Raw genomic sequence first — 26,592 nt, 5'->3', positions numbered from 1 at the left:
GCGGCGTGCCTTGTTGGCTTGCTCACTCCGCGGCCTCCGCCATGTGGCCGTGTCCGCCGAGGTCCACCACGCGCAGCGTCGTTCGCACGCGCTGCGTGGTGCCGTCCTGGAAGCGGATCACGGTGTCCACGGGGATGTCGGAATCGCCGCGGTAGATCGCGTCGATGATGCCTTCGTATTTCTCGTTGATGACGCCGCGGCGCACCTTTCTCGTGCGGGTGAGCTCGCCGTCGTCGGCGTCCAGCTCCTTGTAGAGCAGCAGGAAGCGCGAGATGCGCTGCGCCGGCGGCAGCGTGGCGTTGACGGTCTCGACCTCCTTTTGCAGCAGCGTGTAGACCTCGGGCCGCGAGGCGAGGTCGCTGTAGGTTGTGAAGGAGAGGCGGTTCTTCTCCGCCCATTTCGAGATGATGGAGTAGCGGATGCAGATCATCGCCGCGAGTGCGTCGCGGCCGGCCCCGAGCACCACGGCTTCCGCGATATAGGGCGAGAATTTCAGCTTGTTCTCGATGAATTGCGGCGAGAAGCGTTCGCCGCGCGAGGTCTCGGCGAGATCCTTGATGCGATCGATGACGACGAGCTGCTGGTTGGCATTGAAATAGCCGGCATCGCCCGACAGCATCCACCCGTCCCTGATGTCGGCAACGCTGGCCTCGGGATTCTTGTAGTAGCCCAGGAACATGTTGGGATGCCGCACCACGATCTCGCCGACGCCGTGGACGTCGGCATTGTCGATGCGGATCTCGACGCTGTCCGCCATCGGCACGCCGGTCGTGTCAGGATCGACCTTGCCCTCGGGATGCAGCGTGTAGGCGCCCAGCAGTTCGGTCTGGCCGTAGAGCGTGCGCAGCGGCACGCCCATGGCCTGGAAGAACTTGAAGGTATCAGGCCCCAGCGCCGCACCGCCGGTGGCGGCCGAGCGCAGGCGGGTGAAGCCGAGGCGGTCGCGCAGCGCGCGAAACAGGATCGCGTCGGCAAAGCCGGAGCGCTTGCCCTGCTCGAGCGCCGCGAGGCCCGACTTCATGCCGATGTCGAACAGGCGCTGCTTGAAGGGCGTCGCATCCATCACCTTGGCGCGGACGTCGGCAGCGATCGATTCCCAGACCCGTGGGGCAAAGAGCACGAAGGTCGGCGCGATCTCGCGCAGATCGTTCATCATCGTGTCGGGCTCTTCGACGAAGTTGATCTTCATCCGGCAGAGCAGGCCTTTGCCGAGCACATAGACCTGCTCCATGATCCACGGCAGCGGCAGCACCGAGACATATTCGTCGTCCGGCCCCTTCGGATCGAACGCGAGATAGGTTGCGCAATGGCCGAGCACGCGGCCGGCGGCGAGCATCGCGAGTTTCGGATGCGAGGTGGTGCCGGAGGTAGTGCAGAGGATCGCGACATCCTCGCCACTGGTTGCATCGACCAGCTTGTCGTAGAGCTCCGGCTCGCGTGCGGCCCGGGCACGACCGAGCTCGGCGAACTTTTCCGCCGACATCAGGCGCGGGTCGTCATATTTCCGCATCCCGCGCGGGTCGGAATAGATGATGTGCTTCAGCTTCGGGACACGGTCAGCGAGCGTGAGCAGCTTGTCGACCTGCTCCTCGTCCTCGGCGAAGACCAGCTGCGCCTCGCCATAATTGAGGAGATAGGAGGCCTCCTCATCCAGCACGTCGCGATAGAGCCCGAGGCTGAGGCCACCGGTGGCATGCGTTGCGACTTCGGCCGCGACCCAGTCCGGCCGGTTGTCGCCGATGATGCCGATCACGTCGCCGCGCCCAAGACCGAGTTCGAGCAGGCCGAGCGCGAAATCGCGCACGCGAGTCTGGTAGTCGTTCCAGGTGAAGATGCGCCACAGCCCGAGATCCTTTTCGCGCAATGCGATCTCGTTGCCGTGCTCCCTGGCGTTGAGCCGGAGCATCTTCGGATAGGTGTCGGCCTGCGCGACGCGGCCCGCATAATCCATCATGCCGCGCACTCCGGAGCAGCGGGCTTGTCGTCGGGATCGACCAGCACCTCGTCTTCTTCACCCAGGTAGGCGCGCTTGACGTGGGGATCGGCGAGCACCGCGCCCGGATCGCCCTCGGCGATCTTGCGGCCGAAATCCAGCACCATGACGCGGTGGGAGATGTCCATCACCACGCCCATGTCGTGCTCGATCATCACCACCGTCATGCCGAACTCCTCGTTGAGATCGACGATGTAGCGGGCCATGTCCTCCTTCTCCTCGAAATTCATGCCGGCCATGGGCTCGTCGAGGAGGATGAGGCGCGGCTCCAGTGCCATGGCGCGGGCGAGCTCGACGCGCTTGCGCAGGCCGTAGGAGAGGGTGCCGGCGGTCGCCTTGCGGACCGACTGCAGGTCAAGGAAGTCGATGATCTCCTCGACCTTGTGGCGGTGCGCGAGCTCTTCCTTGCGAGCGCCGGTGAGCCAGTACAGCGATCCCGTGAGGAAGTTGTTCTTCAGGAGGTGATGGCGGCCGACCATGATGTTGTCGAGCACGCTCATGTGGTGGAACAGCGCCAGATTCTGGAAGGTGCGGCCGATGCCGAGCGAGGCGCGGGCGTTCGGGGTCAGGCCGGTGATGTCGCGGCCCTGGTAGAACAGCTGGCCTTCGGTCGGCTTGTAGCGTCCGGAAATACAGTTCACGATCGAGGTCTTGCCGGCGCCGTTGGGGCCGATGATCGAGAACAGCTCGCCTTCCTTGATGGCGAAGCCGACATCGGTCAGCGCACGGACGCCGCCGAATCGCAAGGACACGCCGCGCACTTCGAGACTGGTAGCCACCAAACGAATCCCTCCCGGTGATGGCGCTTGATTGGCGCTCTTCGTCCGTTCCTGTCGGGCGATCCTAGTACGGCCGTGCCGGCCAGACCATGCAGCTATTGGTCTCGACCGGACGGTCGCCACTTTCGTTCCCGTTTGGGATCAAAAGCCGCATCACCCGAGGTGGCTCTCAATAAGGGAAAGCGCTATTTTGAAATGTCTCCGGCCTGACAATTCTGCGACAAAAGTTTTTCGGACCGAGGCGGTCTTCATCTTTCGTCGGATGCCGGGCCGGAATGATGGTGTTGCAATGCAGCATAGGACGGAGTGACGACACGGTGCGGCTGACTTCGGGATCATGATTTCAGAGGATCATCTGAAGCGCGTTGCCGCCTGGTCGCGCGAGCTCACGCACGCGGAGATCGAGGTCGCCCGCGCCGGAATCACGGAGCGGTCCTACGGCACCGGCGAGACCGTGTTCATGCGCGGCGACAATTTCGACTATTGGGCCGGCATGGTCTTCGGCCTTGCCCGGATGGGCGGGGTGTCGCGCGACGGCAAGGAGACGAGCCTAGCCGGGCTGACGGCGGGGGCCTGGTTCGGCGAGGGCAGCGTGCTCAAGAACGAGCCGCGCCGCTACGACGTGGTGGCGCTGCGCAACAGCCGCGTCGCGCTGATGGAGCGCAGCGCGTTTATGTGGCTGTTCGAGAACAGCGTCGGCTTCAATCGTTTCCTGGTGCGCCAGCTCAACGAGCGGCTCGGCCAGTTCATCGGCATGCTTGAGGTCAACCGCACGCTCGATGCCACCTCGCGGCTCGCGCGAAGCATCGCCTCGCTGTTCAACCCGATCCTCTATCCGGAATCGACGGCGCATCTGGAGATCACCCAGGAGGAGATCGGCGCGCTCTCCGGCATGTCGCGCCAGAACGCCAACCGCGCGCTGAACCGGCTGGAAAAGGAGGGGCTGCTGCGGCTGGAATATGGCGGGGTGACGATTCTGGATATCGAGCGGCTGCGCGGGTACGGCGATTAGTGGCGGGGTCCTGGCTTTCGCCAGGACGACTCTGCGGAGGCGGTTCGTTCACTTCGCCCCCGCCTTCCGCTCCGCCAGCGCACTTGCCATCGCCGAGATCAACGGCCGCATGAAATAGGCCTCGTCGGCCGGCGAGACGTCGGTGCGCAGGCCGTGCGCGGCGAGCTCGCCGGAGACTGCCGGGCCGACCGATGCGATCAGTGTGCGTTCGAGACCTGCGCGCAGCTTCACCTCGCTGCCATGGGCCTTGGCGGCGTCGATCAGGCGGCGGACCTGGCCGAGATTGGTCAGCGCGATGGAGTCGATGCGTCCCTCCGCCATCTCGTCGATGGCGGCGACGATGTTGGCATCCGCGGCCTTGGAATCGTAGACATAGGGCAGCACGGTATCGACCTCGGCACCTTGCGCCGAGAGCGCGCCGGTCAGTGCGCTGTGGTCCTTGTCGGGATAGAGCTGCAGGCCGAGGCGCCGCCCATTCAGGTCGAGCTTGCCCAGCATCTCGATCACGCCCTCGGTGGTCGGCTTCTCCGTGGTCTGCTGCGCCTCGAGCGAGATCTCGCGCAACGCCTTGCCGGGCTTCGGTCCGCGCGTGAATTTTCGCGATTTGGCGATGGCCGCGACCAGGGCCTGATCGAGCCCGCTGGCCCGCGCGAGCTTCATGATCCGCCGCAGGCCTTCGCCCGTCATCAGCACGAGGTCGTCGAACGGCCTGTCGATGGCGCGGCGGATCCAGGCCTCGACGGGAGCGGGGTCTGGCGCGTCATGGATCGTGAACATCGGGCACTGCACGACATCGGCGCCTTGCTCGGCCAGGAGCTTCGAAAACTGCGCCTCCTCGCGTGTTTCCAGGATCAGGATGCGGGTGCCGTTCAAGCGGTCGGCCATGGGCGTGCTCCGGTATCAATCGCAATGGTACGTTCATCCTGACTCTGCGCTCTACGTTGAAGCAAGTCTTGGGATTGGCGCAAGGCTAGGGTCGGTGCTAGAGCAGGGCGCAATTCGCGGGGTGTTCCGCGGCCGTTGCACAAACCTTCATCAAGAGCCAAGCCTGTTCATCGAGATGCCCGACCATCAATATGTCCTGACCCTGTCCTGTCCGGATCGTCCCGGCATCGTCTCGGCGGTGTCGACCTTCCTGGCCCATAACGGACAGAACATTCTCGACGCCCAGCAGTTCGACGACGTCGAGACCAAGAACTTCTTCATGCGTGTGGTGTTCACCGCGGCCGATCTCGCCGTCGAGCTCGCGGCACTCCAGACCGGTTTTGCCGCAATCGCCGAGCGTTTCGGCATGGAGTGGCAGATGCGCGACCGCGCTGCGCATCGCAAGGTGTTGCTGCTGGTGTCGAAATCGGACCATTGCCTGGTCGACATCCTCTATCGCTGGCGCACTGGCGAACTGCCGATGGTTCCGACCGCGATCGTCTCCAACCATCCGCGCGAGGTCTATGCCGGGCTCGATTTCGGCGGCATTCCGTTCCACCATCTGCCCGTTACCAAGGAGACCAAGCGGGAGCAGGAGGGGCAGATCATGGACCTCGTCGGCAAGACGAAGACCGATCTCGTGGTGCTCGCCCGCTACATGCAGATCCTGTCCGACGATCTCTCGGCAAAGCTCTCCGGACGCTGCATCAACATCCACCACTCGTTCCTGCCCGGCTTCAAGGGCGCAAAACCCTATCACCAGGCGCATGAGCGCGGGGTGAAGCTGATCGGTGCCACCGCGCATTATGTCACGAGCGACCTCGACGAAGGCCCGATCATCGACCAGGACGTCGAGCGCATCAGCCACCGCGACACGCCGGAGGATCTCGTGCGCAAGGGCCGCGACATCGAACGCCGTGTGCTGGCCCGCGCGATCCGCTACCATCTCGACGACCGCGTCATCCTCAACGGCCGCAAGACGGTGGTGTTCGTGGATTAGCGAATAGGGAGTGGCGAGTAGCGAATAGAAAGGGTGGCCATATTCGCCACTCGCTATTCGCCATTCGCTCCCTTAACGCACCGCGCCAGCCGACGTCGTCCCCGCCGCGCCCTTCTGCGCCTGCTCTTCCTTCTCGCGATCGGCCGCCGGCATCAGCCGCTTGCGCTCGCGCTCCTTCATGTAGGCGTCGTATTGCGGCGTGCCCGGTCGCGGCGGAGCATCGGCCGGCAGGCCGCCGGCCCATTGCGGGACGTAGTCGCCCACGCCGGCCGAGAGCTTCTCGTTGACCGTGCCGCAGCCTGCGAGGTTGCAAGCGAGCAGGGCGACTGCGGCAGCGATCGAAAGCGAACGGGAATGCATGGACATCTTCTAGGTCGTGCCCGATCGGGCGCGGATGAGGGGGCGCCGGGATGGGCGTCAGCGGCGAACTATAACCCTCAACATGTAAAATTGGCCTATTCGAGGGTCGGTGATATTGTATACATAACAGGTATTATGGTAAGCAAATTTAACCATTGATGGTGCGCCTTTAGCTGATACGGTATACATAACGTATTCACCATCATGCTCGTTCGGCGAGCGCCAACGAAGCGGCCTCACCGCAAAGCACGTGAGATGTCCGGATTCTGCAAATGAGAGGCGGAATCCTCCATCCACGGCCTCGTGCGGCCTTCTTACAGTGGCGCAGCAACGAGCCATCGCCCAACGGGCCAACGCCACGAGGGGCTTTTTCGTTGACAGGACCATTTTATTTGTACAATCGTACAAATCTCTCCCTGCCGCGTTGAGGCAGATCACGCGGCTTGCGCCGAATGGTCGCCCAACGTCCGATTGACAACGGGGTTGCAGAGGACGCCATGTGGCCGCACGGCATGGCTCGTCCGTGAGTTAAGCGCGGCAAGGACCGGGCACTCGGTCCGGCTCACAAGAGGTCAGGAATGAAGGGGAGGGACATCTGATGTTCGAACGCAAGATTTTTTCACGTACCGCAGCGGTCGCTGCCATCGCGGGCCTCGCGGCCGTCGCGCCCGCCAAGGCGGAAGACACGGTCAAGGTCGGCCTGATCCTGCCGATGACCGGCGGCCAGGCCTCGACCGGCAAGCAGATCGAGAACGCGGTCAAGCTCTACATGCAGCAGAAGGGCGACACCGTCGCCGGCAAGAAGGTCGAGATCATCCTCAAGGACGACGCTGCGATCCCCGACAAGACCAAGACCGCCGCGCAGGAATTGATCGTCAACGACAAGGTCAACTTCATCGCCGGCTTCGGCGTGACGCCGGCAGCGCTCGCGGCGGCTCCGCTCGCGACGCAAGCCAAGATTCCGGAAGTCGTGATGGCGGCCGGCACCTCCATCATCACCGAGCGTTCGCCCTATATCGTGCGCACCAGCTTCACGCTGGCGCAGTCCTCGACCATCATCGGCGACTGGGCGGTGAAGAACGGCATCAAGAAGGTGGCGACGCTGACCTCGGACTACGCGCCGGGCAATGACGCGCTCAACTTCTTCAAGCAGAATTTCACCGCGGGCGGCGGCGAGGTGGTCGAAGAGGTCAAGACGCCCTTGCAAAACCCCGACTTCGCGCCGTTCCTGCAGCGCATGAAGGACGCCAAGCCCGACGCGATCTTCGTGTTCGTGCCGGCGGGCCAGGGCGGCAACTTCATGAAGCAATATGCCGAGCGTGGTCTCGACAAGGCCGGCATCAAGGTGATCGGACCGGGCGACGTCACGGACGACGATCTGCTCAACAACATGGGCGACGCCGTGCTCGGCACGGTCACCGCGCATCTCTACTCCGCCGCGCATCCGTCCACGATGAACAAGGATTTCGTCGCGGCCTACAAGAAGGCCTACGGCAACCGCCCCGGCTTCATGGCGGTGAGCGGCTATGACGGCATCCACCTGATCTACGAGGCGCTGAAGAAAACCGGTGGCGACACCAACGGCGACAAGTTGATCGAGGCGATGAAGGGCCAGAAGTGGGAGAGCCCGCGCGGCCCGATCTCGATCGACCCCGAGACCCGCGACATCGTGCAGAACATCTACATCCGCAAGGTCGAGAAGGTCGACGGCGAGCTCTACAACGTCGAGTTCGCGACCTTCGAGGCCGTCAAGGATCTCGGCAAGACCAAGAAGTGACGCGCGAAAGCGCGTCATCCCGGGGCGCGCATTAGCGCGCATCCGGTATCTGGAAATTGTTGAAACGAGATTCCGGGTTCAGCGCTTTCGCGCTGCCCCGGAGTGACGAGCGTCTACCAGGAACGATCTACTCTCGATGACAGCAATTCTCACCAACCTGTTCGATGGCGTTGCCTACGGCATGCTGCTGTTCGTGCTCGCCTGCGGGCTCGCGGTAACGCTCGGTCTGATGAATTTCGTCAACCTCGCCCATGGCGCCTTCGCCATGGCCGGCGGCTATGTCTGCATGGTGCTGGTCAACCGGATGGGCTGGCCGTTCTTCGCCGCGCTGCCGCTCGCTTTCGTCTCGTCGGCCGCGATCGGCATCGCGCTCGAGCGCACGCTGTACCGCCACCTCTACACCCGCAGTCATCTCGACCAGGTGCTGTTCACCATCGGCCTGACCTTCATGTCGGTCGCAGCCGTCGACTACATCCAGGGCTCCTCGCGCGTGTTCATCAACCTGCCGGCTGCGCTGCAGGGCCAGTTCGACGTGTTCGGCGTCGGCATCGGCCGCTACCGCCTGATGATCATCGTGATCTGCGGCCTGCTCACCATCGGCCTGCAGATGGTGCTGGCCAAGACCCGCTTCGGCAGCCGCCTGCGCGCCGCGGTCGATGACCCGCGCGCCGCCAGCGGCCTCGGCATCAACGTGCCGCAGGTGTTCGCCTTCACCTTTGCGTTCGGATGCGGGCTCGCCGGACTCGGCGGCGCGCTCAGCGCCGAGATCCTCGGCCTCGACCCGTATTTCCCGCTGAAGTTCATGATCTACTTTCTGATCGTGGTCACCGTCGGCGGCTCCTCCTCGATAACGGGCCCGTTCCTGGCCTCGCTCCTGCTCGGCATCGGCGACGTCGCCGGCAAGTACTACGTGCCGAAGATGGGACCCTTCGTGATCTACACCATGATGATCGTGATCCTGATCTGGCGCCCGAACGGCCTGTTCGGCCGCACGGCCGCGCGTTGAGTTCGCCGATGACCGCTTCTTCCGACGTCGGTTTTCATGCCCAGCGCCAGGCGCGCTGGCACTACGGCGAGGCCGCTTTCTGGCTCGTCGTGCTGGCCTGTGGCTTTCTGTTTCCCACGCGCTATCTGATCATGACCGACATCCTGCGGCTTGCGCTGTTCACGATGTCGCTCGATCTGATCCTCGGCTATGCCGGCATCGTCTCGCTCGGCCACGCCGCCTTCTTCGGTGTCGGCGCCTATGCGGCGGGACTTCTGGCCTTGCACGGAATCATCAACGAGCCCGTGCTCGCGCTCATCGTCGCGGGCCTTGCTGCGATGGTGCTCGGTTTCGCCACCAGCTTTCTGGTGATCCGCGGCGTCGATCTGACCCGCCTGATGGTGACGCTTGGCATTGCGCTGCTGCTGGAGGCGCTCGCCGAGCGCTTCTCCAACATCACCGGCGGCACCGACGGCCTGCAAGGCATCGAGATGCAGCCGATCTTCGGCGAGATCCCGTTCGACATGTTCGGCAAGGCCGGCTTCTTCTATTCGCTCGCCGTGCTGTTCGTGCTGTTCCTGCTCGCCCGCCGGGTCGTGCACTCGCCATTCGGCCTGTCGCTGCGCGCCATCAAGAACAACCCGCTGCGTGCCGCCGCCATCGGCATTCCCGTCAACCGTCGCCTGATCGCGATCTACACGCTGGCAGCATTCTATGCCGGCATCGCGGGCGCGCTGTTCACCCAGGCCACCGCGATCGCCTCGCTCGACGTGTTCGCCTTCGAGCGCTCCGCCGATCTGATGCTGGTACTCGTGATCGGCGGCACCGGCTATCTCTATGGCGGGCTGATCGGCGCGGTGGTGTTCCGCATGCTCCAGGAATTGTTCTCCACCATCACCCCGCAATACTGGCAGTTCTGGATCGGGCTCGTGCTGGTCGTGATCGTGCTGGTCGGCCGCCAGCGCCTGCACCGCTGGGTGTTGTATGTACCGAACCTGATCATCAAGCAGGTCGCGGGCCGCAAGGCCGTCGTCGCCGTGCCGGAGAGCGAGGCATGACCATCGCGCTCGAAACCCGGAATCTCGAAAAGCAGTTCGGCGGCTTGCGCGTCACCCGCGATCTCTCCCTCAGAATCGAGCAGGGCGCCCGCCATGCGTTGATCGGCCCGAACGGTGCCGGCAAGACCACCGTGATCAACCAGCTCACTGGTGTGCTGAAGCCGAACTCCGGCCGCATCCTGCTCGAAGGGCAGGACATCACCGACCTGCCCGTGCACAAGCGCGTGCTGCGCGGCCTGTCGCGCACCTTCCAGATCAACCAGCTCTATCCCGACCTGACTCCGCTCGAGACCATCGGTCTTGCCGTGTCCGAACGCCTCGGCCATGGCGGCGACTGGTGGCGGCGGATGGGGACGCGCAGCGACGTCAACGGCGAGATCGCCGAGCTGCTGACGCGCTTCCATCTGCTCGACGTCATGAACGAGCAGACCGTGACGCTGCCTTACGGCAAGCAGCGCCTGCTCGAGATCGCGGTCGCCATTGCCGCCAAGCCGCGCGTGCTGCTGCTCGACGAGCCCGCCGCCGGCGTGCCCGAGAGCGAGCGCCATGACATTCTCGCTGTGGTCGGCGCGCTGCCGCGCGACGTCACGGTGCTGCTGATCGAGCACGACATGGATCTCGTCTTCTCTTTCGCCGACCGCATCTCGGTGCTGGTTTCCGGCGCGCTGCTGACCGAGGGCCCGCCCGAGCAGGTCGCGCGCGATCCGCAGGTGAAGGCGGTCTATCTCGGCGAGGAGGCGGTCAATGTCTGACCTGCTCGCAATCGATGCCTTACGCGCCGGCTATGGCGAGGCGGTGGTGCTGCCGAAGATGACGCTGAACCTCGCCGAGGGCCAGGTGCTGGCGCTGCTCGGGCGTAACGGCACCGGCAAGACCACGCTGATCAACTCCATCGTCGGCGTCACCCGCCGCTTCTCCGGCACCGTCGCGCTGGCCGGCACCGACGTCACCACCTTGCGGCCCGACCAGCGGGCGCGCGCCGGCATCGGCTGGGTGCCGCAGGAGCGCAACATCTTCCGCTCGCTCACGGTCGAGGAGAACATGACGGCGGTGGCCCAGCCGGGCCCCTGGACGGTCGAGAAAGTCTACGAGATGTTCCCGCGGCTGAAGGAGCGGCGGAGCAATTTCGGCAACCAGCTCTCCGGCGGCGAGCAACAGATGCTGGCGATCGGCCGCGCGCTGACCCTCAACCCGAAGGTCCTGCTGCTGGACGAGCCGACCGAGGGCCTTGCCCCCATCATCGTCGAGGAGCTGCTCAAGGCGATCGGGACCATCACCCGGGCGGGCGGCATCTGCTCCATCATCGTCGAGCAGAACGCGCAAAAGATTCTGGGGCTCGCCGACCGCGTTGTGATATTGGAGCGCGGAACGATCGTCCACGACGCCCCGAGCGCCGCGCTGAAGGCCGACCCCTCGGTTCTGGAGCGCCACCTCGGCGTTGCAGGCGCGGCCGCCCACTAATCTTCGCCTCTCCCCGCCCGCGGGGAGAGGGAGTACAACGAGCGCCGACTGAAATTTCGGGAGAAACAAGAATGCAGCGAACCAAAGCCCCCTTCCGCGCCGACGAGGTCGGCAGCCTCCTGCGCCCCGCCAAGATCAAGGAAGCCCGCAGCCGTCTGGAGAATGGCGAGATCTCGGCCGACGATCTGCGCAAGATCGAGGACATGGAGATCGAGAAGGTCGTGCACAAGCAGGCCTCGATCGGGCTGAAGCTTGCGACCGACGGCGAATTCCGCCGCTCCTGGTGGCATTTCGACTTCCTGGCCAAGCTGACCGGCTGCGAGCTGTTCCACCCCGACACCGGCATCCAGTTCACGGGCGTGCAGACCCGTCACGACGCGGTGCGTGTGATCGGCAAGCTCGACTTCCCCGATGACCACCCGATGCTGGATCACTTCCGCTTCCTGAAGAAGGTCGCCGACCAGGCCCACGTCACTGCCAAGATGACGATCCCGTCGCCGGCCGTGCTGCACTTCCGCGGCGGCCGCAAGTCGATCTCCAAGGACGTCTATCCCGATCTCGACGCCTTCTACGAGGACCTCGGCAAGACCTACCGCAAGGCGGTGAAAGCGTTCTACGACGCCGGCTGCCGCTACCTCCAGTTCGACGACACCGTCTGGGCCTATCTCTGCTCGCAGGACGAATTGCAGAAGGCGCGCGAGCGCGGCGACAATCCGGACGGCCTGCAGCAGATCTATGCCCGCATCATCAACTACGCGCTGGCCGAGAAGCCTGCCGACATGGTGGTGACGACGCATGTCTGCCGCGGCAATTTCCGCTCGACCTGGATTTCCTCGGGCGGCTACGAACCCGTGGCCGAGACCCTGCTCGCCGGCACCAATTACGACGGCTACTTCCTGGAATATGACAGCGATCGCGCCGGCGGCTTCGAGCCGCTGCGCTTCCTGCCCAAGGGCAACAAGGTCGTCGTGGTCGGCGTCATCACCTCGAAGTTCGGCGAGCTCGAGAAGAAAGAGGACATCAAGCGCCGTCTGGAAGAGGCGGCCAAGTTCGCGCCGCTGGAGCAGCTCGCGCTGTCCCCGCAATGCGGCTTCGCCTCGACCGAAGAAGGCAACATCCTCTCCGAGGAGGAGCAGTGGGCCAAGCTCAGCCTCGCGGTCGAGATCGCGAAGGAAGTGTGGGGTAACTGACGCGTAGCGTCATCCCGGGGCGCGCCTGGCGCGAACCGGGATCTCGAGATCCCGGGTCTGGTGCGCGCGCACCATCCCGGGATGACGACGCGCATGCGCGTCGTCACTTCTCCGCCAGATAGACCTCGCCCAGCAGCGACGAGTTCGACCACGGCACCTGCTTGTTCTTCGTGGTCGAGACCACCTCCGCCCGCACCCGCGTGAGCATCTGTTGCACCTCCAGCCCGGGCGTGCCGATGTGGCGGGACAGTGCGGCGGAGAACGGCGAGTTGGCGCCTTCGCCGTCGAGCGCGACCTGGCCCGGTGCGGTGGCGAAAGCGATCAGGGTGCCGGCGCCCAGCGTTGCGCCGGCGCCGAGGCTCGTGGGCGCGGCGAGACCCGAGGCATCCTCGATGCCGCGACTGGTGCCGGCGCTCGCCACCTGCTGCGCCATCGGATTGTTGCGGCAGGCATCGAAGATCAGGATGTTGGTGCGGACCTGGTCGTCGAGGCCGGCCATGATCGTGTCCATGTCGATCATCGCCTCCGTCATGCCCGTGCCCGGCTTGAGCTCGACGTCGACGGGAATGAGATAGTTGCGGCCGTCGACCTGCACGCCGTGGCCGGCATAGTAGACCAACGCCACTTGCGCTCGCGCGGCCGCGCGCAGAAAGTCGCGCGTCATCTTCTGCATCGTTGCGCGGTCGAGGTCGACGCCCTCCGACACGGTGAAGCCGATGTCGCGCAGGCTTTTCGCGACCGCCCGCGCATCATTCGGTGGATTTGGCAGCGCCTTCACATGCGCATAGGCGCCGTTGCCGATGATCAGCGCCATGCGTGTGCCGCGGACGGCCGGAGCGGACGAGGGCAGAGGTGCCGCGCCGGTCTGCTGCGAGGCAGGGGATGCTGCCGGCTGCGTCGCGGGTGAAGGCGCATCGCGCGGGATCGGCGCGGCCGCATCCGTCACCAGCGACAGCCGCACCTTTGCCGTTGCCTGGTTGGCCTTGCTGCCGGCATCGGATGCCACGATCGCCAGCGTCGCCTTGTAGTCGTCGCGCGCGCGGGCGTAGTCTCCCTTGGCTTCATAGGCCAGTGCGCGATGGGTGTAGCCCGAGATCAGCACGCTGTTAGGCGGCGTCATGATGTTGACCGGGGGCTTGTCCTTGGCGAGCCGGATCGCTTCGCTGCCGTCGGCGATGGCGCGATCGAAATCGCCCTTGGCGCGCCAGATCGAGGTGCGGTTGATCAGCGGCTGCGGCAGCGAGGGGTCGAGCCGGATCGCCTGGTTGATGTCGGCGAGTGCGCCGTCGAGATCGCCGAGCGCCTCCTTCGAGATGCCGCGGTTCTGGAACGAGAACGCCGATTTCGGATCTGATTTGATCGACATGTCGTAGTCGGCGATCGCCTTGGCATAGTCGCGCTTGCCGCGCCAGGCATTGCCGCGATTGTGGAAGATGATGCCGCTGGGCGGGCCGAGCTTCAGCGCATCGTCGAAATCGGCGATCGCGATGTCGTAGTCGCCCTTGTCGTAATAGGCCGAGCCCCTGAGGTTGTAGACTGCCTGGCTCGACTGCAGCCGGATCGCCTCCGTGGCATCAGTGATGACCTTGGCGTAGTCGCCCTTCTTGTTCCAGCCCACGGCGCGCCAGAAATAGACGGTCGCGAGCTGCTCGCCCTTGAAAACCTTCAGCGCGATGATCTTGGTGCAGGCGTCGACCATCTTGTCCGCCGGGGTGGTCTCCGTGGTGCAGAGCGGCCCGAGCTGGTTGCGCGCCTGCGCCAGGGCGGATGCCGGCCACAGCGCGGCGGTGAGCAGGCAGAGCGCGACGAGCAGGCGGCGCATGGTGGTCGTCCCATAGGAGGAGAGGCGCTTGTTTGTTGCCCGGCCGCGCCAAGGGGTTCACCCCTCTCGCCAATGCGAACGTGGCGGGGAAGAGATTTCGTCCCTATTTCCCTAGTGGGCAGAATTTGTTAAGAGGCAGTCCCCAATTGCTCTGCCCACCGACTTCCCACTCATGAAGAACGACGAAATCCTGAGCCAAATCACCGAGTTCTGCCGCAAGGCGGGCATGGCGGAATCGACCTTCGGCCGGCGTGCGGTGAACGATGGGAAGCTCGTGCAGCGCCTGCGCGAGGGCAAGCGCATCACCATCGACACGCTGGAGCGGATCCAGGCCTATATCGCGGCATCGACGACGGGCGGCCTGCCACCGCCGCGCGGGCTTCAGGTGCCCCCCGAGAAGCGCGATCCCCGCGGCAATTTCCGCTTTTTCGAGAACCGGCAGAAATACCTGCTGTTCGTCCACACCTGCAGCGAGAAGCGGGTCATCGCGGACCGGGTCGCGCTGGAGCTCTCCGCCATCCATCCGCGCCCGCCGGCACTGCGCATTTTCGACGCCGGCGTCGGCGACGGCACGGTGCTGGCGCGCGTGCTGCGCGCGACGCACCAGCGCTACCCGCACATGCCGTTCTACGTGGCCGGCAAGGAGCTCAGCCTCGAGGACCTGCGGCTGACGCTGGAGAGGGTGCCGGACCGCATTTTCGAGCATCCGGCGTCGGTTTTTGTCTTCACGAACATGTTCTATTCGGAAGCGCCCTGGCTCACGCCGGCATCGCCCGCGGCGGCAGCGGCCACCGTCTGGCACGAAGTCCCGCTCCGGGGATCTTCATCGGGCGAGTTCGAGCAGCAGATCGCCGAGCTCAGGCCGTTCCTGGAGCAGAACTGGCGCGCCGCGATCAGCCCGCGCACGGCCATGCCGCTCTACGAGCGGCCCGTCGTCCTCGTGCTCTATCGCGAGGACCACAGGTTCCTGCTGGATTCGACCATTCCGCGGCCGGGCCAGACCGAGGCCAATTTCGACCTGGTTATTGCATCCCAGCCATACCGCGCGCTGTCCTCGGTCAATTTTCGGGCAAAGCGGATCATTGCACCCCTGGCGCGGGCCCTGCGGCCGGGGGGGCGCCTGATCGGAATCCACTCCCACGGCCAGGATCCGGGCATGGAAATGATCCAGGCCATCTGGCCCGGAGAAAATCCTTTCTCGGTGAGCCGTCATGAGCTATTGCGCGCCGTGAAGTACGAGCTCGGGTCGTTGGGCCGCGACTTAAATTTTAATGCTTATGCTGATAACCGCTCGATCTTCAGGTATGATATGGAAGCTCTGCCCAACGAGGTTACGGGCAATATCGGAACCTCGACGGCCTTTGCAGCGTGGAATGCGGCGGTGTATGTCGCTCAGATCGAGGACGACCGGTTGACAGAAATGACTCAAAACGGCCGCACTCTGGATGCCGCCAGGGACGTGCTGAGAAAGTACAACGGCCTCTGGTTTCTTGACGAATCCTACGTCATCTCGCGCCGGCGTGATTGACACAATCCAACGGCAAACATCGCAAACGAACCGCCGTCGAGTGGCGGAACAAGGGGTTACTTGATGCGCGCGTCCTATCTCTTCACCAGCGAGTCCGTGTCTGAGGGCCATCCGGACAAGGTCTGCGACCGGATCTCCGATGAAATCGTCGATCTGTTCTACCGCGAGGGGCCGAAAGCTGGCATCGACCCGTGGCAGATCCGCGCGGCCTGCGAAACGCTCGCGACCACCAACAAGGTCGTGATTGCGGGCGAGACCCGCGGCCCGAAGTCCGTCACCAACGAGCAGATCGAGAGCGTCGTGCGCGGCGCGATCAAGGACATCGGCTACGAGCAGGAAGGCTTCCACTGGAAGACCTGCGACATCGAGATCCTGCTGCATCCGCAGTCGGCCGACATCGCCCAGGGCGTCGATGCGCTGCAGCCGGGCGAGGTCAAGGAAGAGGGCGCTGGCGACCAGGGCATCATGTTCGGCTACGCCACCAACGAGACCCCGGATCTGATGCCGGCGCCGATCTTCTACGCCCACAAGATCCTCCGCCTCATCTCCGAAGCCCGTCACTCCGGCAAGGAGAAGGTGCTCGGTCCGGACTCCAAGAGCCAGGTCACCGTGCAATACGAGAACGGCAAGCCGGTCGGCGTGCGCGAGATCGTGGTCTCGCACCAGCACCTGGTTCCGGACCTCACCTCGAACCAGGTCCGCGAGATCGTCGAGCCCTATGTTCGCGAGGCGCTGCCGAAGGACTGGATCACGCCGAAGACCATCTGGCACATCAACCCGACCGGCAAGTTCTACATCGGCGGTCCCGACGGCGACTCCGGCCTGACCGGCCGCAAGATCATCGTCGACACCTATGGCGGCGCGGCCCCGCACGGCGGCGGCGCGTTCTCCGGCAAGGATCCGACCAAGGTCGACCGTTCGGCGGCCTATGCGGCGCGCTACGTCGCCAAGAACATCGTCGCGGCCGGTCTTGCCGACCGCTGCACGCTGCAGCTGGCCTACGCCATCGGCGTGGCGCGCCCGCTGTCGATCTACATCGACACCCACGGCACCGGTAAGGTGTCGGAGGACCAGCTCGAGCAGGCCGCCGCCAAGGCGATGGATCTCACCCCGCGCGGCATCCGCAGCCATCTCGACCTCAACCGCCCGATCTACGCACGCACCTCGGCCTACGGCCATTTCGGCCGCACGCCCGACAACGAGGGCGGCTTCTCCTGGGAGAAGACCGATCTCGTCGAGCAGCTGAAGCGCGCGCTCTAGTTCTCGTGCGTCATTCCGGGGCGTCGCGACAGCGGCGAACCCGGAATCTCGAACCTTACGGATTCCGGGGTCGTTCGATTCACGAGCGCGCCGGAACGACGAGCCCAACAAACAGGAACCCCCTATGAACGCGAAGCCCGGCTTCACCGATTACATCGTCAAGGACATTTCGCTCGCCGATTTCGGCCGCAAGGAACTCTCGCTCGCCGAGACCGAGATGCCCGGCCTGATGGCCACCCGCGAGGAATTCGGCCCGAAGCAGCCGCTGAAGGGCGCACGCATCGCCGGCTCCCTGCACATGACGATCCAGACCGGCGTGCTGATCGAGACGCTGGCCGCGCTCGGCGCCGACATTCGCTGGGTCTCCTGCAACATCTATTCGACGCAGGATCACGCCGCCGCCGCGATCGCGGCCGCCGGCATTCCGGTCTTCGCCGTCAAGGGCGAGACGCTCACCGAGTACTGGGACTACACCGCAAAACTGTTCGACTGGCACGGCGGCGGTCACCCGAACATGATCCTCGATGACGGCGGCGACGCCACCATGTACGTCCATCTCGGTCTGCGCGCCGAGAACGGCGACGCCGCCTTCCTCGACAAGCCCGGCTCCGAGGAAGAGGAAGTCTTCTTCGCGCTTCTGAAGAAGCAGCTCAAGGAAAAGCCGAAGGGCTACTTCGCCGGGATCGCCAAGAGCATCAAGGGCGTGTCCGAAGAGACCACCACGGGCGTGCATCGCCTCTATGACATGCAGAAGGCGGGCACGCTGTTGTGGCCGGCGATCAACGTCAACGACAGCGTCACCAAGTCGAAGTTCGACAACCTCTATGGCTGCCGTGAGTCGCTGGTCGACGGCATCCGCCGCGGCACCGACGTGATGCTGTCGGGCAAGGTCGCCATGGTCGCCGGCTTCGGCGACGTCGGCAAGGGCTCGGCCGCCTCGCTGCGCCAGGCCGGCTGCCGCGTCATGGTGTCGGAAGTCGATCCGATCTGCGCGCTGCAGGCTGCGATGGAAGGCTACGAGGTCGTGACCATGGAAGATGCGGCGCCCCGCGCCGACATCTTCGTCACCGCGACCGGCAACAAGGACATCATCACCATCGAGCACATGCGCGCGATGAAGGATCGCGCCATCGTCTGCAACATCGGCCACTTCGACAACGAGATCCAGATCGCGAGCTTGCGCAATCTGAAGTGGACCAACATCAAGCCGCAGGTCGACGAGATCGAGTTCCCCGACAAGCATCGCATCATCATGCTGTCGGAGGGGCGCCTCGTGAACCTCGGCAACGCGATGGGCCATCCGTCCTTCGTGATGTCGGCGTCCTTCACCAACCAGACTCTGGCGCAGATCGAGCTGTTCGCCAACAACAAGGACGGCAAGTACAAGAAGGAAGTCTACGTGCTGCCGAAGACCCTCGACGAGAAGGTCGCGCGCCTGCACCTCGCCAAGATCGGCGTCAAGCTCACCGAGCTGCGCAAGGACCAGGCCGACTACATCGGCGTCAAGCAGGAAGGTCCGTACAAGAGCGATCACTACCGCTACTGAGCCACCGGTTCGACCAACCATCGACGCGAAGCCCCGGAGCGATCCGGGGCTTTGTTGTTTCGGCACATGGAATTCAACTCGCTTTGCAGTTGCAGCACGGCTGATTGCCAATTGACGGCCGGCGGCGGCGGGCGGACAATCCTCCTCGGCGGAGGAAGCCATGCAACAAGAACATTTCGACGTGCTCATCGTCGGCGCCGGGCTATCAGGCATCGGCGCAGGCTATCATTTGCAGACCAAGTGTCCGGCCAAGAGCTACGTCATCCTGGAGGGGCGCGACTGCATCGGCGGCACCTGGGACCTGTTTCGCTATCCCGGCATCCGCTCCGACAGCGACATGTTCACGCTCGGCTATTCGTTCAAGCCGTGGACCGATCCGAAGGCGATCGCCGACGGGCCGCAGATCCTCAACTATGTGCGCGAGACCGCAGCCGAGAACGGTATCGAGAAGCACATCCGCTTCCGCCATCACGTCAAGCGCGCGGCGTGGTCAACGCCGGATGCGCGCTGGACCGTCGAGGCCGAGCGCATCACGGGGGAGGGCGCAACCGAGCTCGTGCGCTTCACCTGCAATTTCCTGTTCATGTGCTCGGGCTATTACAAATACGAAGCGGGCTACACGCCGGAGTTCAAGGGCACGGCGGATTTCTCGGGGCGCATCGTGCATCCGCAGAAATGGACCGAGGACATCGACTACGCGGGCAAGCGCGTCGTCGTGATCGGCTCCGGCGCGACCGCGGTGACGCTGGTGCCGGAGCTCGCCAAGCAGGCGGCGCAGGTCATCATGCTGCAGCGTTCGCCGACTTACGTGGTGTCGCGCCCTGCGCAGGATCCCGTCGCCAACAAGCTGCGCCGCAATCTGCCGGCGCGCCTTGCCTATCATCTGATCCGCTGGCGCAACGTGATGTGGGGAATGTTCTTCTTCCAGCTCAGCCGGCGCAGGCCTGCGAAGGTCAAGGACTTGATCCTCAAGGGCGTGCAGATGGCGCTGGGCCCCGACTACGACGTCGCGACCCATTTCACGCCGCGCTACAATCCCTGGGACCAGCGTCTGTGCCTCGTTCCCGACGGCGATCTGTTCAAGGCGATCCGCGAGCAGCGGGCGTCCGTCGTCACCAGCGAGATCGACACGTTTACGCGCGACGGTATCCGCCTGAAGGACGGCCGCGAGCTTGCCGCCGACATCATCGTGACGGCGACGGGGCTGGTACTCCAGGTCGTCGGTGGTCTCGAGGTCAGCGTCGATGGCCGCGCCGTCGATTTCGCCAAGACGCTGACCTACAAGGGCATGATGTATGCCGACGTGCCGAACATGGCGTCGGCCTTCGGCTACACCAACGCGTCCTGGACGCTGAAATGCGATCTCACCTGCGAATATGTCTGCCGGCTCATCAACTACATGGACCGGCACAATTTCCGGCAGTGCATGCCGCACAATGACGATCCCGAAATCACCGCGCAGCCCTCGCTCGATTTTACCTCGGGCTACGTGCAGCGCTCGGTCGCCAAGATGCCGAAGCAGGGTTCGAAGCGGCCGTGGCGGCTGTACCAGAACTACGCGTTCGACATCGTCTCCCTGCGCTTCGGCCGGATCGATGACGGCGTGATGCAATACTCCTGATCCTGCTACGTAGGATACCGGGATAGCCTCGCGTTCGCTTGAGACGAATCGCGACTTGCGGTAGTGTTTTTGCACTGCAAGAAGTTTATTTCCGACAACGTCTGAGTTCCGCGTCGTTGTGGTCTTGAGGGGAGCGCGGGACATGCACGTCCTTGCCCTGGTCACGCAAAAAGGCGGAAGCGGCAAGAGTACGCTTTCCGTTGGACTGGCGGTGGCAGCAATGCAGCGTGCGGAGCGCGTCGCTCTCATTGAGGCGGACGCGCAAGGTACGATCTCGAAATGGAGAGAGCGCCGCGAGCAGCCCTATCCTCGCGTTGAGCGCGTTACCGATCCTGCCGAGATCGAACCGTTGATCGCGCGCCTGAAGGCCGAAGGCGTCTGGCTTGCCATCATCGACACAGCTGCCACGGCCAACAGCCTGGCGATGCGCGTCATCGCCTGCGCCGATCTCTGCCTCATCCCGGCGCGCCCGAGCCCGGCCGATATCGAAGCCGCAATCCCTACACTGATCGCCATTCGCAGGCTCAACCGCCGATTTGCGTTCATCCTCAATCAGACGCCGACGCGGGGGTGCCGGCTGAGCGAAGCTGCCACATCGCTAAGCACGCTCGGCGTGCTTGCACTCCCGTTTATTGCGCAGCGTAACGATCACCAGGATGCGCTCGGAGCAGGGTTGGGTGTGACGGAGTTCGCACCGGCGGGCAAAGCTTCGAACGAAATTGTCGGTTTGTGGGGTTGGATCGCGGCGCACTTGGCCGAGGAGTCGGACGATTATGGGAAAAGCGCGCTCAAAGCTGCCTGCTGACGTTGCACGCGCCGGGCGTCGCTCGCTGCTGGAACTGGCAGCGGAAGTGAGCCGTGCGGTCGACGAGGGCTTGGCCATGCCGCCGGGCTCAGTCGCCGTCTTCCCCCAAGATGCGCCGCAGATCGCGCAAGAAGCGCCTGCTCCGATGACTGTTCCGGTACAAGAAGCGGCCACCGTCATCGTTGCAAGACCTGAACCTCCGAGCAGTACCACCACTGATCTGATCGTGGACATGGCCAAGGAGTATCAAGCTCGCGCCCTGGACGGCATGAGCGCTACGCTCAACTACGCCAATGACCTCGCAAAGTCACGGCTGGCCGGTGTGACATCAGAGGCCAATGGAACTGTCGTCGCGGAAAGCGACCTCATCGACGCGATTGGAACGGCAGCCGAGTGTCGCAGCGTCGTGCTCGAACTGATGAAGGTCAATGCGGGCGCGACCTTGGAATATGTGCGGGAGCTAGGCCGTGCAAGAACGCTGGCGGAGTTGGTTGAGCTGTCGGGCACGCATGCGCGAAAGCAATGTGAGTTGGTCCTGAAGCAAGCCGAGTTGCTGAGCTCGCTTACTCAAAGCATGACAAAGCCCAGTGACAGGTAATGCGCTCGCCTGCCGTCATCGCGCTCAGGATCTGCGCGGGACGACCAGGGCGCGGCCGAGATCGATCGCGAGCGCAAGCACCACCGCGCCGCCGCCGAGGCCGAACAGGACCAGATAGTCCCCGCCGGTCTGCGCATAGATCCAGGAGAAGCCGTAAGCGGCGGCCGCCTGGAACAGCGCAAAGCTGGTGGTGGTGTGGCTCCAGGTCGCGCGCTGCTGTTCGGTCGAATGAGGCACCAGCTCGTGGATGCGTCCGAGCACCAGCGGTACGATGCCCGGCGTGAAGCCGCCGACCACCACGCTCGACACGATCAGTGAGAGAGGCTCGGTGCTGACGGTCGGCAGCAGCACGGCCGCCGCCTCGATCAGAAACGCCGCGCGCAGAGCCGGGCCGAATCCGGAGCGGTCGCCGAGATGGCCGGTGGCGAGCGGGCCGACGATCGCGCCGAGGCCATACAGCACCCAGTAGCGCGATCCCGCGGCAATGCCCTGGCCGAGCCCCCGCGCCACGAAATCGACGATGAAGACCATGTGCGGCACCAGCGCCACGGCATTGAGGCCGTACTGCACCAGTAGCGCACGGGCGGCCGGCGAGCTGCGATGGTGCTTCGCCTGATGCGAAGGCGCAGCATCAGCCTTGGCTTCCGCAGGCCAGTTCCACCAGCTCGCGAGCGTCAGCACGGCCGAGAGCATGCCGAGGCCATACCAGCTCTGCTGCAAGCCTTGTTGCAGCAGCAGCGGCACCAGCGTCCCCGACGCGGCGACGCCGAGCCCGACGCCGGCAAAGATCACGCCGCCGACGATGCCGCGCCTTGCGGGCGAGGTGTGCGGCAGAATGACGGACGCTGCCAGCACCATGATGATGCCGCCGGTCAGGCCCGACAGAAAGCGCCAGGCGAAGAACCAGGTGAACGACACCGGAGCGGAGCTCGCAAAGAGCGAGAGGGTGGCGAGCAGCATCATCGCCCGCAGTGCGCGGACTGCGCCGATCCGGGTGGCGATGGCGCGTGCCGCGAGCGCGCCGGCGAGATAGCCGGCAAGATTCGCCGCACCGAGGTAGACGACATCGGATGCGTTGAACCATTTTGCCGCGATCAGGGCCGGGATCAGCGGTGTATAGGAAAAACGGGCGAGCCCGAGTCCGACCAGCGATGCGGACAAGCCCGCCACGGCGTATCGCCAAGTTCTTTGTGAAGTTGATTGTGAGTCTGAGCCCGGCCGCGGGTGCGGCCGGGTCTCGACGTGTCGCTTCGTATCTGCACTGGTCATGTCATCCTCTTGCGCGCGATGGCGCGCGGGTCATCCTGTCTGGGCGGCGCGGCGGCGGCGGAATTCCTGCACGGGCAGACCACCCCAGCCCCAATTGTCGGTGTCGACCTCCTCGATCACGACGAAGGTGGACTCGAGCGGCTTGCCGAGCACGTCCAGCAGGAGCTGGCTCGAACCCTTGATCAGCGCGGCCTTCTCCTCCGCCGTGAGCGACGCCGCGCCCGGTGTCGTTCCCTCGCGGGTCACTTGAATGGTGACGATGGGCATTGTGGTTCTCCTCCGCTCAATGGCCGGCGCTCTGGCCGCCGTCGACATGCAGGATCTCGCCGGTGACGAAGGAGGCACGTTCGAGATAGAGCACGGCATCCACGATGTCGGACATCTCGCCCATGTGGCCCACGGGATGCATCGCGCCGTACTGCGCATGCGTCGCGACCGGGTGCATCGGCGACTTGATGATGCCGGGCGACACCGCATTCACGCGGATGCCGCGCCTGGCGTATTCGATCGCAAGCGATTTGGTCGCGGCGTTCAGCCCGCCCTTGCTTAGCGAGGCCAGCACCGAGGGCACGTTGGAATTGGCGTGGTCGACCAGCGTGGTCGTGATCTGGACAACGTGGCCGGACCCCTGCTTCTCCATCTCGGCGACGGCGAGCTGCGTGATGTTGAAGAAGCCCGCGACGTTGGTGCCCATCACCGCCGCATAGTCTTCGGCGGTGTACTGCGTGAAGGGCTTGGCGACGAAGATGCCGGCATTGTTGACCAGCGTGTCGACGCGGCCGAAGCGGGCGACCGCCTGCGAGACTACGCGCTCGGCGGTGGACCGGTCGGCGATGTCGCCGGCAACGGCGAGGACGTCGTCGTCGCCCGACGGCTTGATGGAGCGCGCTGTTGCGACGACGCGATAGTTGCGATCGCGAAAACCCTGGACCAGGGCGGCGCCGATACCCTGCGATGCACCGGTGATGATGGCGACCTTCTGCTCGATACCCATGACGGGCTCCTGTTGTTGGTTTGAACCTGCGCCAGCAGCGGCTGGCTTGCGCGTTGAGGTACGCTGCGGCGGCTTGCTTGCGAATATCCGCTGCCCGGCAGACACTCTTTCGCGGCGCGAACGAATGCCGGATCGGCGCCCGGCGACGGTTGTCGCGGTTGCAGCGAACGCCTAGTTTGCAGCCGAAAACTCGGGGGCGGGACTGGCATGGATCGTCTGGATGCGATGAAGGTGTTCGTCCTCGCGGTGGACGAGGGCAGCCTGGCTGCCGCAGGGCGCAAGCTCGGCCGCTCGCCGGCGGCGGTGAGCCGCGCCATCGCTTTTCTGGAAGAGCGGGTCGGTGCCGCGCTGTTGCACCGGACGACACGCTCGATCAAGCTGAGCGAGGAGGGCGAGCGCTACGTCGCGATCTGCCGCCGCGTGCTCACCGAGCTGGAGGAGGCCGAGGACATCGCGGCAGGACCACGTACGGCGCCGCGCGGTCTGCTCACGATCACGGCCCCCGTGGTCTCAGGCGAAATGGTGCTGCGGCCGATCCTCGATGCGTTTCTCGACGCCTATCCGACCGTGTCGGCCAAGCTGCTGTTGTTCGACCGTGCGGTCAACCTGATCGAGGAGGGCGTCGACGTCGCGCTTCGCATCGGTCCGCTGGCGGATTCGGCGATGGTGGCGATGCGGGTCGGCGGGATCAGCCGTGTCGTCGTGGCAGCTCCCCGCTATCTGAAGCAGCATCCGCGCATCACTGAGCCGGGCGATCTCGCCAAGCACCAGATCGTCGCGATGGCGCATTTGCCCAATTCCTGGACCTTTGCGGCGCAAGTCGGCTCAGCGGCACCGCGCACCGTGCAGTTCACCCCGCGCCTTGTCGTCAACAGCACCTATGCGGCGGTGGCCTCCGCTGTGGCCGGGCGCGGCGTGGCGCGGATGTATTCGTACCAGGTGGCCGAGCAGGTCGCGCGCGGCGAGCTCGAGATCGTGCTGGCGGACGACGAGGATCCGGAGATGCCGGCGCATCTGATCTGCCCGCAAGGCAGGCTTTCGGTGCCCAAGGTGCGGGCCTTCACTGACTTCGCCGTGCCGCGGCTGAAGAAGCAGTTTGCGCTGCTGAAGAAGAGCATCAAGGCGCGCTGAGCCGCTTCGCGCCGTCCGCAATGCGTTGTTTTGCGTATACGGCCGGTCGGTTGAATCGGCGATGGTTCCAAAACGGTTAACGCCGATTTAACGGATGAGTCCTAGCCTGTCTCGGCCGGGGTTACTCGCAAGGCCGAGGTGAGCCCAATGGAAGCCCAGAAGATCGCGGTCGACGCCGTCGTCGCGCTGACCGATTGCGACCGTGACGCCGTCATCGCATTCATTCGCCGGCTCTATCTCGCCGGCGTCACCGATCCCAAACGCCTGACCTTCAAGGGTCTGCAGGCGCTGTCGCGGGTCTGATTCGGCTCGTTTCGGCCGGTTCGGCCCTAGGTTCCATCCCCCTTGCTCTCCCCGGCGTGATTGCAACCCACCGGTGAATATCTTGCCGCTCGGGCCGGGCGGGAGTAGATGACGTCCCCGGCTGGGTCACCTGGGAACTTGGGGAAATGCTGAAACAGCTTTTTGCGCCGCAACTCGTCATTTTGTATGTGCTTGCGGCATCGACGATTTACGTTCACTTCCGCGGCAAGCAGCGGCTGCGCTTCGCGCGCCAGCTTGGCGACCACTCGACCTATCTCGCGCCCTACAACGTACTGATGTACGCCGGCTCGGCCGTGCCGAACAGGCCGGTGATCGCGGTCGAGCAGTTTCCGGAGCTCAAGCCCCTCAGCGAGAACTGGGAGACCATCCGCGACGAGGCTGTGCGCCTGTTCGACGAGGGTTTCATCCGCGCCGCTGCCAAGAACAACGACTGGGGCTTCTACTCGTTCTTCAAGAGCGGCTGGAAGCGGTTTTACCTGAAATGGTACGACGACTTCCTGCCGTCGGCGAACACGCTGTGCCCGAAGACGGTCGAGCTGCTCAAGTCGATCCCGAGCGTGCATGGCGCGATGTTCGCGATGCTGCCGCCCGGCGGCAAGTTAGGGGCGCACCGCGATCCGTTCGCGGGCTCGCTGCGCTATCATCTCGGCCTGGTCACGCCGAACTCGAACAAGTGCCGCATCCTCGTCGACGGCGTCGAATGCGTCTGGCGCGACGGCGAGGCCTTCATGTTCGACGAGACCTTCATCCACAGCGCCGAGAATGCGACCGAAGTCAACCGCATCATCCTGTTCTGCGACGTCGAGCGCCCGATGAAGTATGGCTTCATGACCGCGATCAACCGCTGGGTCAGCCATCACATCGTCAAGGCATCGGCGACCCAGAACGTCGACGGCGAGAATGTCGGCGTGCTCAACAAGGTGTTCGGCAAGCTCTACGAGATCCATCTCGCCAGCCGCAAGGTCAAGGAGTGGAACCGCAACGTCTACTACACGCTGAAATATTCGCTGACGGCGCTGATCCTCGGCCTGATCGTGCTGTCGGCGCTGCGGTAAGCCGATCAGCGAAGTACGTAGCCCGGATGGAGCGAAGCGAAATCCGGGGCCTTTGTCGCGCCGAGAGAGTCCCGGATTGCGCTTCGCTTCATCCGGGCTA

General features: G+C 64.5%; 25 protein-coding genes. 17 read left to right on the top strand and 8 right to left on the bottom strand.

Going from position 1 to position 26,592, the window contains the following annotated elements; all coding sequences use genetic code 11:
* Positions 1-22: 22 nt before the first annotated feature.
* On the bottom strand, positions 23-1,954 hold the full coding sequence (locus JQ592_RS17190) for a long-chain fatty acid--CoA ligase (RefSeq protein ID WP_211404000.1): 1,932 nt from the start codon (positions 1,952-1,954) through the stop codon (positions 23-25).
* Positions 1,951-2,772, bottom strand: coding sequence for an ABC transporter ATP-binding protein (locus tag JQ592_RS17185; RefSeq protein ID WP_211403999.1), 822 nt, complete (start codon positions 2,770-2,772; stop codon positions 1,951-1,953). The genes JQ592_RS17190 and JQ592_RS17185 overlap by 4 nt, the downstream gene beginning before the upstream one ends.
* Before the next feature lie 337 nt (positions 2,773-3,109).
* Here JQ592_RS17185 and JQ592_RS17180 point away from each other — a divergent pair, with 337 nt between their 5' ends.
* Positions 3,110-3,784, top strand: a complete 675-nt coding sequence (locus JQ592_RS17180) for a Crp/Fnr family transcriptional regulator (RefSeq protein ID WP_211403998.1) — start codon at positions 3,110-3,112, stop codon at positions 3,782-3,784.
* A gap of 48 nt (positions 3,785-3,832) precedes the next feature.
* Here JQ592_RS17180 and JQ592_RS17175 read toward each other — a convergent pair whose 3' ends face one another.
* On the bottom strand, positions 3,833-4,669 hold the full coding sequence (locus JQ592_RS17175; protein WP_211403997.1) for a uroporphyrinogen-III synthase: 837 nt from the start codon (positions 4,667-4,669) through the stop codon (positions 3,833-3,835).
* A 175-nt stretch (positions 4,670-4,844) separates the two neighbouring features.
* Here JQ592_RS17175 and purU point away from each other — a divergent pair, with 175 nt between their 5' ends.
* On the top strand, positions 4,845-5,708 hold the full coding sequence (gene purU / locus JQ592_RS17170) for a formyltetrahydrofolate deformylase (protein WP_211403996.1): 864 nt from the start codon (positions 4,845-4,847) through the stop codon (positions 5,706-5,708).
* Between the two features lie 72 nt (positions 5,709-5,780).
* On the opposite strand, the gene JQ592_RS17165 is transcribed toward purU, so the two are convergent.
* Positions 5,781-6,074: a hypothetical protein gene (locus JQ592_RS17165; protein ID WP_211403995.1), complete on the bottom strand. Its 294-nt coding sequence runs from the start codon at positions 6,072-6,074 to the stop codon at positions 5,781-5,783.
* A 592-nt stretch (positions 6,075-6,666) separates the two neighbouring features.
* On the opposite strand from JQ592_RS17165, the gene JQ592_RS17160 reads away from it, so the two are divergent.
* The 6 genes from JQ592_RS17160 to JQ592_RS17135 all read left to right on the top strand — a co-directional run bounded on the left by JQ592_RS17160 (position 6,667) and on the right by JQ592_RS17135 (position 12,539).
* Complete coding sequence (locus JQ592_RS17160) at positions 6,667-7,845, top strand: ABC transporter substrate-binding protein (protein WP_211403994.1); 1,179 nt, start codon at positions 6,667-6,669, stop codon at positions 7,843-7,845.
* A 136-nt stretch (positions 7,846-7,981) separates the two neighbouring features.
* The gene (locus JQ592_RS17155; RefSeq protein WP_018643262.1) at positions 7,982-8,851 is read left to right on the top strand and encodes a branched-chain amino acid ABC transporter permease; all 870 of its coding nucleotides are present in this window, start codon (positions 7,982-7,984) and stop codon (positions 8,849-8,851) included.
* A gap of 8 nt (positions 8,852-8,859) precedes the next feature.
* Complete coding sequence (locus tag JQ592_RS17150) at positions 8,860-9,888, top strand: branched-chain amino acid ABC transporter permease (protein WP_211403993.1); 1,029 nt, start codon at positions 8,860-8,862, stop codon at positions 9,886-9,888.
* Complete coding sequence (locus tag JQ592_RS17145) at positions 9,885-10,640, top strand: ABC transporter ATP-binding protein (protein WP_211403992.1); 756 nt, start codon at positions 9,885-9,887, stop codon at positions 10,638-10,640. The genes JQ592_RS17150 and JQ592_RS17145 overlap by 4 nt, the downstream gene beginning before the upstream one ends.
* Positions 10,633-11,349, top strand: coding sequence for an ABC transporter ATP-binding protein (locus JQ592_RS17140; RefSeq protein ID WP_211403991.1), 717 nt, complete (start codon positions 10,633-10,635; stop codon positions 11,347-11,349). Before JQ592_RS17145 ends, JQ592_RS17140 begins: the two co-directional genes overlap by 8 nt.
* Positions 11,350-11,420: 71 nt before the next feature.
* Complete coding sequence (locus JQ592_RS17135; RefSeq protein ID WP_211403990.1) at positions 11,421-12,539, top strand: cobalamin-independent methionine synthase II family protein; 1,119 nt, start codon at positions 11,421-11,423, stop codon at positions 12,537-12,539.
* A gap of 103 nt (positions 12,540-12,642) precedes the next feature.
* Here JQ592_RS17135 and JQ592_RS17130 read toward each other — a convergent pair whose 3' ends face one another.
* Complete coding sequence (locus tag JQ592_RS17130) at positions 12,643-14,361, bottom strand: caspase family protein (RefSeq protein ID WP_211403989.1); 1,719 nt, start codon at positions 14,359-14,361, stop codon at positions 12,643-12,645.
* 172 nt (positions 14,362-14,533) lie between these two features.
* Here JQ592_RS17130 and JQ592_RS17125 point away from each other — a divergent pair, with 172 nt between their 5' ends.
* The 6 genes from JQ592_RS17125 (at position 14,534) to JQ592_RS17100 (ending at position 21,719) form a co-directional block, all read left to right on the top strand.
* On the top strand, positions 14,534-15,889 hold the full coding sequence (locus JQ592_RS17125) for a hypothetical protein (protein ID WP_211403988.1): 1,356 nt from the start codon (positions 14,534-14,536) through the stop codon (positions 15,887-15,889).
* Positions 15,890-15,952: 63 nt separating this feature from the next.
* Complete coding sequence (metK, locus tag JQ592_RS17120; protein WP_211403987.1) at positions 15,953-17,149, top strand: methionine adenosyltransferase; 1,197 nt, start codon at positions 15,953-15,955, stop codon at positions 17,147-17,149.
* Positions 17,150-17,273: 124 nt separating this feature from the next.
* On the top strand, positions 17,274-18,695 hold the full coding sequence (gene ahcY / locus JQ592_RS17115; RefSeq protein WP_211403986.1) for an adenosylhomocysteinase: 1,422 nt from the start codon (positions 17,274-17,276) through the stop codon (positions 18,693-18,695).
* A 160-nt stretch (positions 18,696-18,855) separates the two neighbouring features.
* Positions 18,856-20,316, top strand: a complete 1,461-nt coding sequence (locus JQ592_RS17110) for a flavin-containing monooxygenase (protein ID WP_211403985.1) — start codon at positions 18,856-18,858, stop codon at positions 20,314-20,316.
* Between the two features lie 142 nt (positions 20,317-20,458).
* Complete coding sequence (locus tag JQ592_RS17105; RefSeq protein ID WP_211403984.1) at positions 20,459-21,121, top strand: ParA family protein; 663 nt, start codon at positions 20,459-20,461, stop codon at positions 21,119-21,121.
* Entirely contained in the window at positions 21,090-21,719 is a 630-nt protein-coding gene (locus JQ592_RS17100; protein WP_211403983.1) for a phasin family protein, read from the top strand. The genes JQ592_RS17105 and JQ592_RS17100 overlap by 32 nt, the downstream gene beginning before the upstream one ends.
* 24 nt (positions 21,720-21,743) lie before the next feature.
* On the opposite strand, the gene JQ592_RS17095 is transcribed toward JQ592_RS17100, so the two are convergent.
* Genes JQ592_RS17095 through JQ592_RS17085 form a run of 3 tightly spaced genes read right to left on the bottom strand, consistent with a single transcriptional unit; the run spans position 21,744 to position 23,982 of the window.
* Positions 21,744-22,988, bottom strand: coding sequence for an MFS transporter (locus JQ592_RS17095; RefSeq protein ID WP_211403982.1), 1,245 nt, complete (start codon positions 22,986-22,988; stop codon positions 21,744-21,746).
* A gap of 30 nt (positions 22,989-23,018) precedes the next feature.
* Positions 23,019-23,255 (bottom strand): tautomerase family protein, encoded by a 237-nt coding sequence (locus tag JQ592_RS17090; RefSeq protein WP_211403981.1) that lies wholly within the window; start codon positions 23,253-23,255, stop codon positions 23,019-23,021.
* A 16-nt stretch (positions 23,256-23,271) separates the two neighbouring features.
* A complete protein-coding gene (locus JQ592_RS17085; RefSeq protein ID WP_211403980.1) occupies positions 23,272-23,982 on the bottom strand; it encodes an SDR family NAD(P)-dependent oxidoreductase in 711 nt (236 codons plus the stop codon).
* 207 nt (positions 23,983-24,189) lie between these two features.
* On the opposite strand from JQ592_RS17085, the gene JQ592_RS17080 reads away from it, so the two are divergent.
* The 3 genes from JQ592_RS17080 to JQ592_RS17070 all read left to right on the top strand — a co-directional run bounded on the left by JQ592_RS17080 (position 24,190) and on the right by JQ592_RS17070 (position 26,492).
* The gene (locus JQ592_RS17080; RefSeq protein WP_211403979.1) at positions 24,190-25,113 is read left to right on the top strand and encodes a LysR family transcriptional regulator; all 924 of its coding nucleotides are present in this window, start codon (positions 24,190-24,192) and stop codon (positions 25,111-25,113) included.
* 147 nt (positions 25,114-25,260) lie between these two features.
* The gene (locus JQ592_RS17075; RefSeq protein WP_167768006.1) at positions 25,261-25,416 is read left to right on the top strand and encodes a hypothetical protein; all 156 of its coding nucleotides are present in this window, start codon (positions 25,261-25,263) and stop codon (positions 25,414-25,416) included.
* Positions 25,417-25,562: 146 nt separating this feature from the next.
* Complete coding sequence (locus JQ592_RS17070; protein WP_211403978.1) at positions 25,563-26,492, top strand: aspartyl/asparaginyl beta-hydroxylase domain-containing protein; 930 nt, start codon at positions 25,563-25,565, stop codon at positions 26,490-26,492.
* Positions 26,493-26,592: the final 100 nt, after the last annotated feature.

Origin of the sequence: Bradyrhizobium iriomotense (assembly GCF_018129405.1) — a bacterium.
Lineage (GTDB): Bacteria > Pseudomonadota > Alphaproteobacteria > Rhizobiales > Xanthobacteraceae > Bradyrhizobium > Bradyrhizobium iriomotense_B.
This window is presented reverse-complemented; position numbering and strand designations above follow the sequence as displayed.

Coding starts and splice junctions, on each gene's coding strand:
- metK (WP_211403987.1), top strand. CDS start 15,953: ATGCGCGCGTCCTATCTCTTCACCAGCGAGTCCGTGTCTGAGGGCCAT.
- JQ592_RS17140 (WP_211403991.1), top strand. CDS start 10,633: ATGTCTGACCTGCTCGCAATCGATGCCTTACGCGCCGGCTATGGCGAG.
- ahcY (WP_211403986.1), top strand. CDS start 17,274: ATGAACGCGAAGCCCGGCTTCACCGATTACATCGTCAAGGACATTTCG.
- JQ592_RS17155 (WP_018643262.1), top strand. CDS start 7,982: ATGACAGCAATTCTCACCAACCTGTTCGATGGCGTTGCCTACGGCATG.
- JQ592_RS17150 (WP_211403993.1), top strand. CDS start 8,860: ATGACCGCTTCTTCCGACGTCGGTTTTCATGCCCAGCGCCAGGCGCGC.
- JQ592_RS17190 (WP_211404000.1), bottom strand. CDS start 1,954: ATGATGGATTATGCGGGCCGCGTCGCGCAGGCCGACACCTATCCGAAG.
- JQ592_RS17090 (WP_211403981.1), bottom strand. CDS start 23,255: ATGCCCATCGTCACCATTCAAGTGACCCGCGAGGGAACGACACCGGGC.
- JQ592_RS17110 (WP_211403985.1), top strand. CDS start 18,856: ATGCAACAAGAACATTTCGACGTGCTCATCGTCGGCGCCGGGCTATCA.
- JQ592_RS17075 (WP_167768006.1), top strand. CDS start 25,261: ATGGAAGCCCAGAAGATCGCGGTCGACGCCGTCGTCGCGCTGACCGAT.
- JQ592_RS17180 (WP_211403998.1), top strand. CDS start 3,110: ATGATTTCAGAGGATCATCTGAAGCGCGTTGCCGCCTGGTCGCGCGAG.
- JQ592_RS17165 (WP_211403995.1), bottom strand. CDS start 6,074: ATGTCCATGCATTCCCGTTCGCTTTCGATCGCTGCCGCAGTCGCCCTG.
- JQ592_RS17100 (WP_211403983.1), top strand. CDS start 21,090: ATGGGAAAAGCGCGCTCAAAGCTGCCTGCTGACGTTGCACGCGCCGGG.
- JQ592_RS17085 (WP_211403980.1), bottom strand. CDS start 23,982: ATGGGTATCGAGCAGAAGGTCGCCATCATCACCGGTGCATCGCAGGGT.
- JQ592_RS17135 (WP_211403990.1), top strand. CDS start 11,421: ATGCAGCGAACCAAAGCCCCCTTCCGCGCCGACGAGGTCGGCAGCCTC.
- JQ592_RS17130 (WP_211403989.1), bottom strand. CDS start 14,361: ATGCGCCGCCTGCTCGTCGCGCTCTGCCTGCTCACCGCCGCGCTGTGG.
- JQ592_RS17070 (WP_211403978.1), top strand. CDS start 25,563: ATGCTGAAACAGCTTTTTGCGCCGCAACTCGTCATTTTGTATGTGCTT.
- JQ592_RS17125 (WP_211403988.1), top strand. CDS start 14,534: ATGAAGAACGACGAAATCCTGAGCCAAATCACCGAGTTCTGCCGCAAG.
- JQ592_RS17175 (WP_211403997.1), bottom strand. CDS start 4,669: ATGGCCGACCGCTTGAACGGCACCCGCATCCTGATCCTGGAAACACGC.
- JQ592_RS17105 (WP_211403984.1), top strand. CDS start 20,459: ATGCACGTCCTTGCCCTGGTCACGCAAAAAGGCGGAAGCGGCAAGAGT.
- JQ592_RS17160 (WP_211403994.1), top strand. CDS start 6,667: ATGTTCGAACGCAAGATTTTTTCACGTACCGCAGCGGTCGCTGCCATC.
- purU (WP_211403996.1), top strand. CDS start 4,845: ATGCCCGACCATCAATATGTCCTGACCCTGTCCTGTCCGGATCGTCCC.
- JQ592_RS17145 (WP_211403992.1), top strand. CDS start 9,885: ATGACCATCGCGCTCGAAACCCGGAATCTCGAAAAGCAGTTCGGCGGC.
- JQ592_RS17095 (WP_211403982.1), bottom strand. CDS start 22,988: ATGACCAGTGCAGATACGAAGCGACACGTCGAGACCCGGCCGCACCCG.
- JQ592_RS17080 (WP_211403979.1), top strand. CDS start 24,190: ATGGATCGTCTGGATGCGATGAAGGTGTTCGTCCTCGCGGTGGACGAG.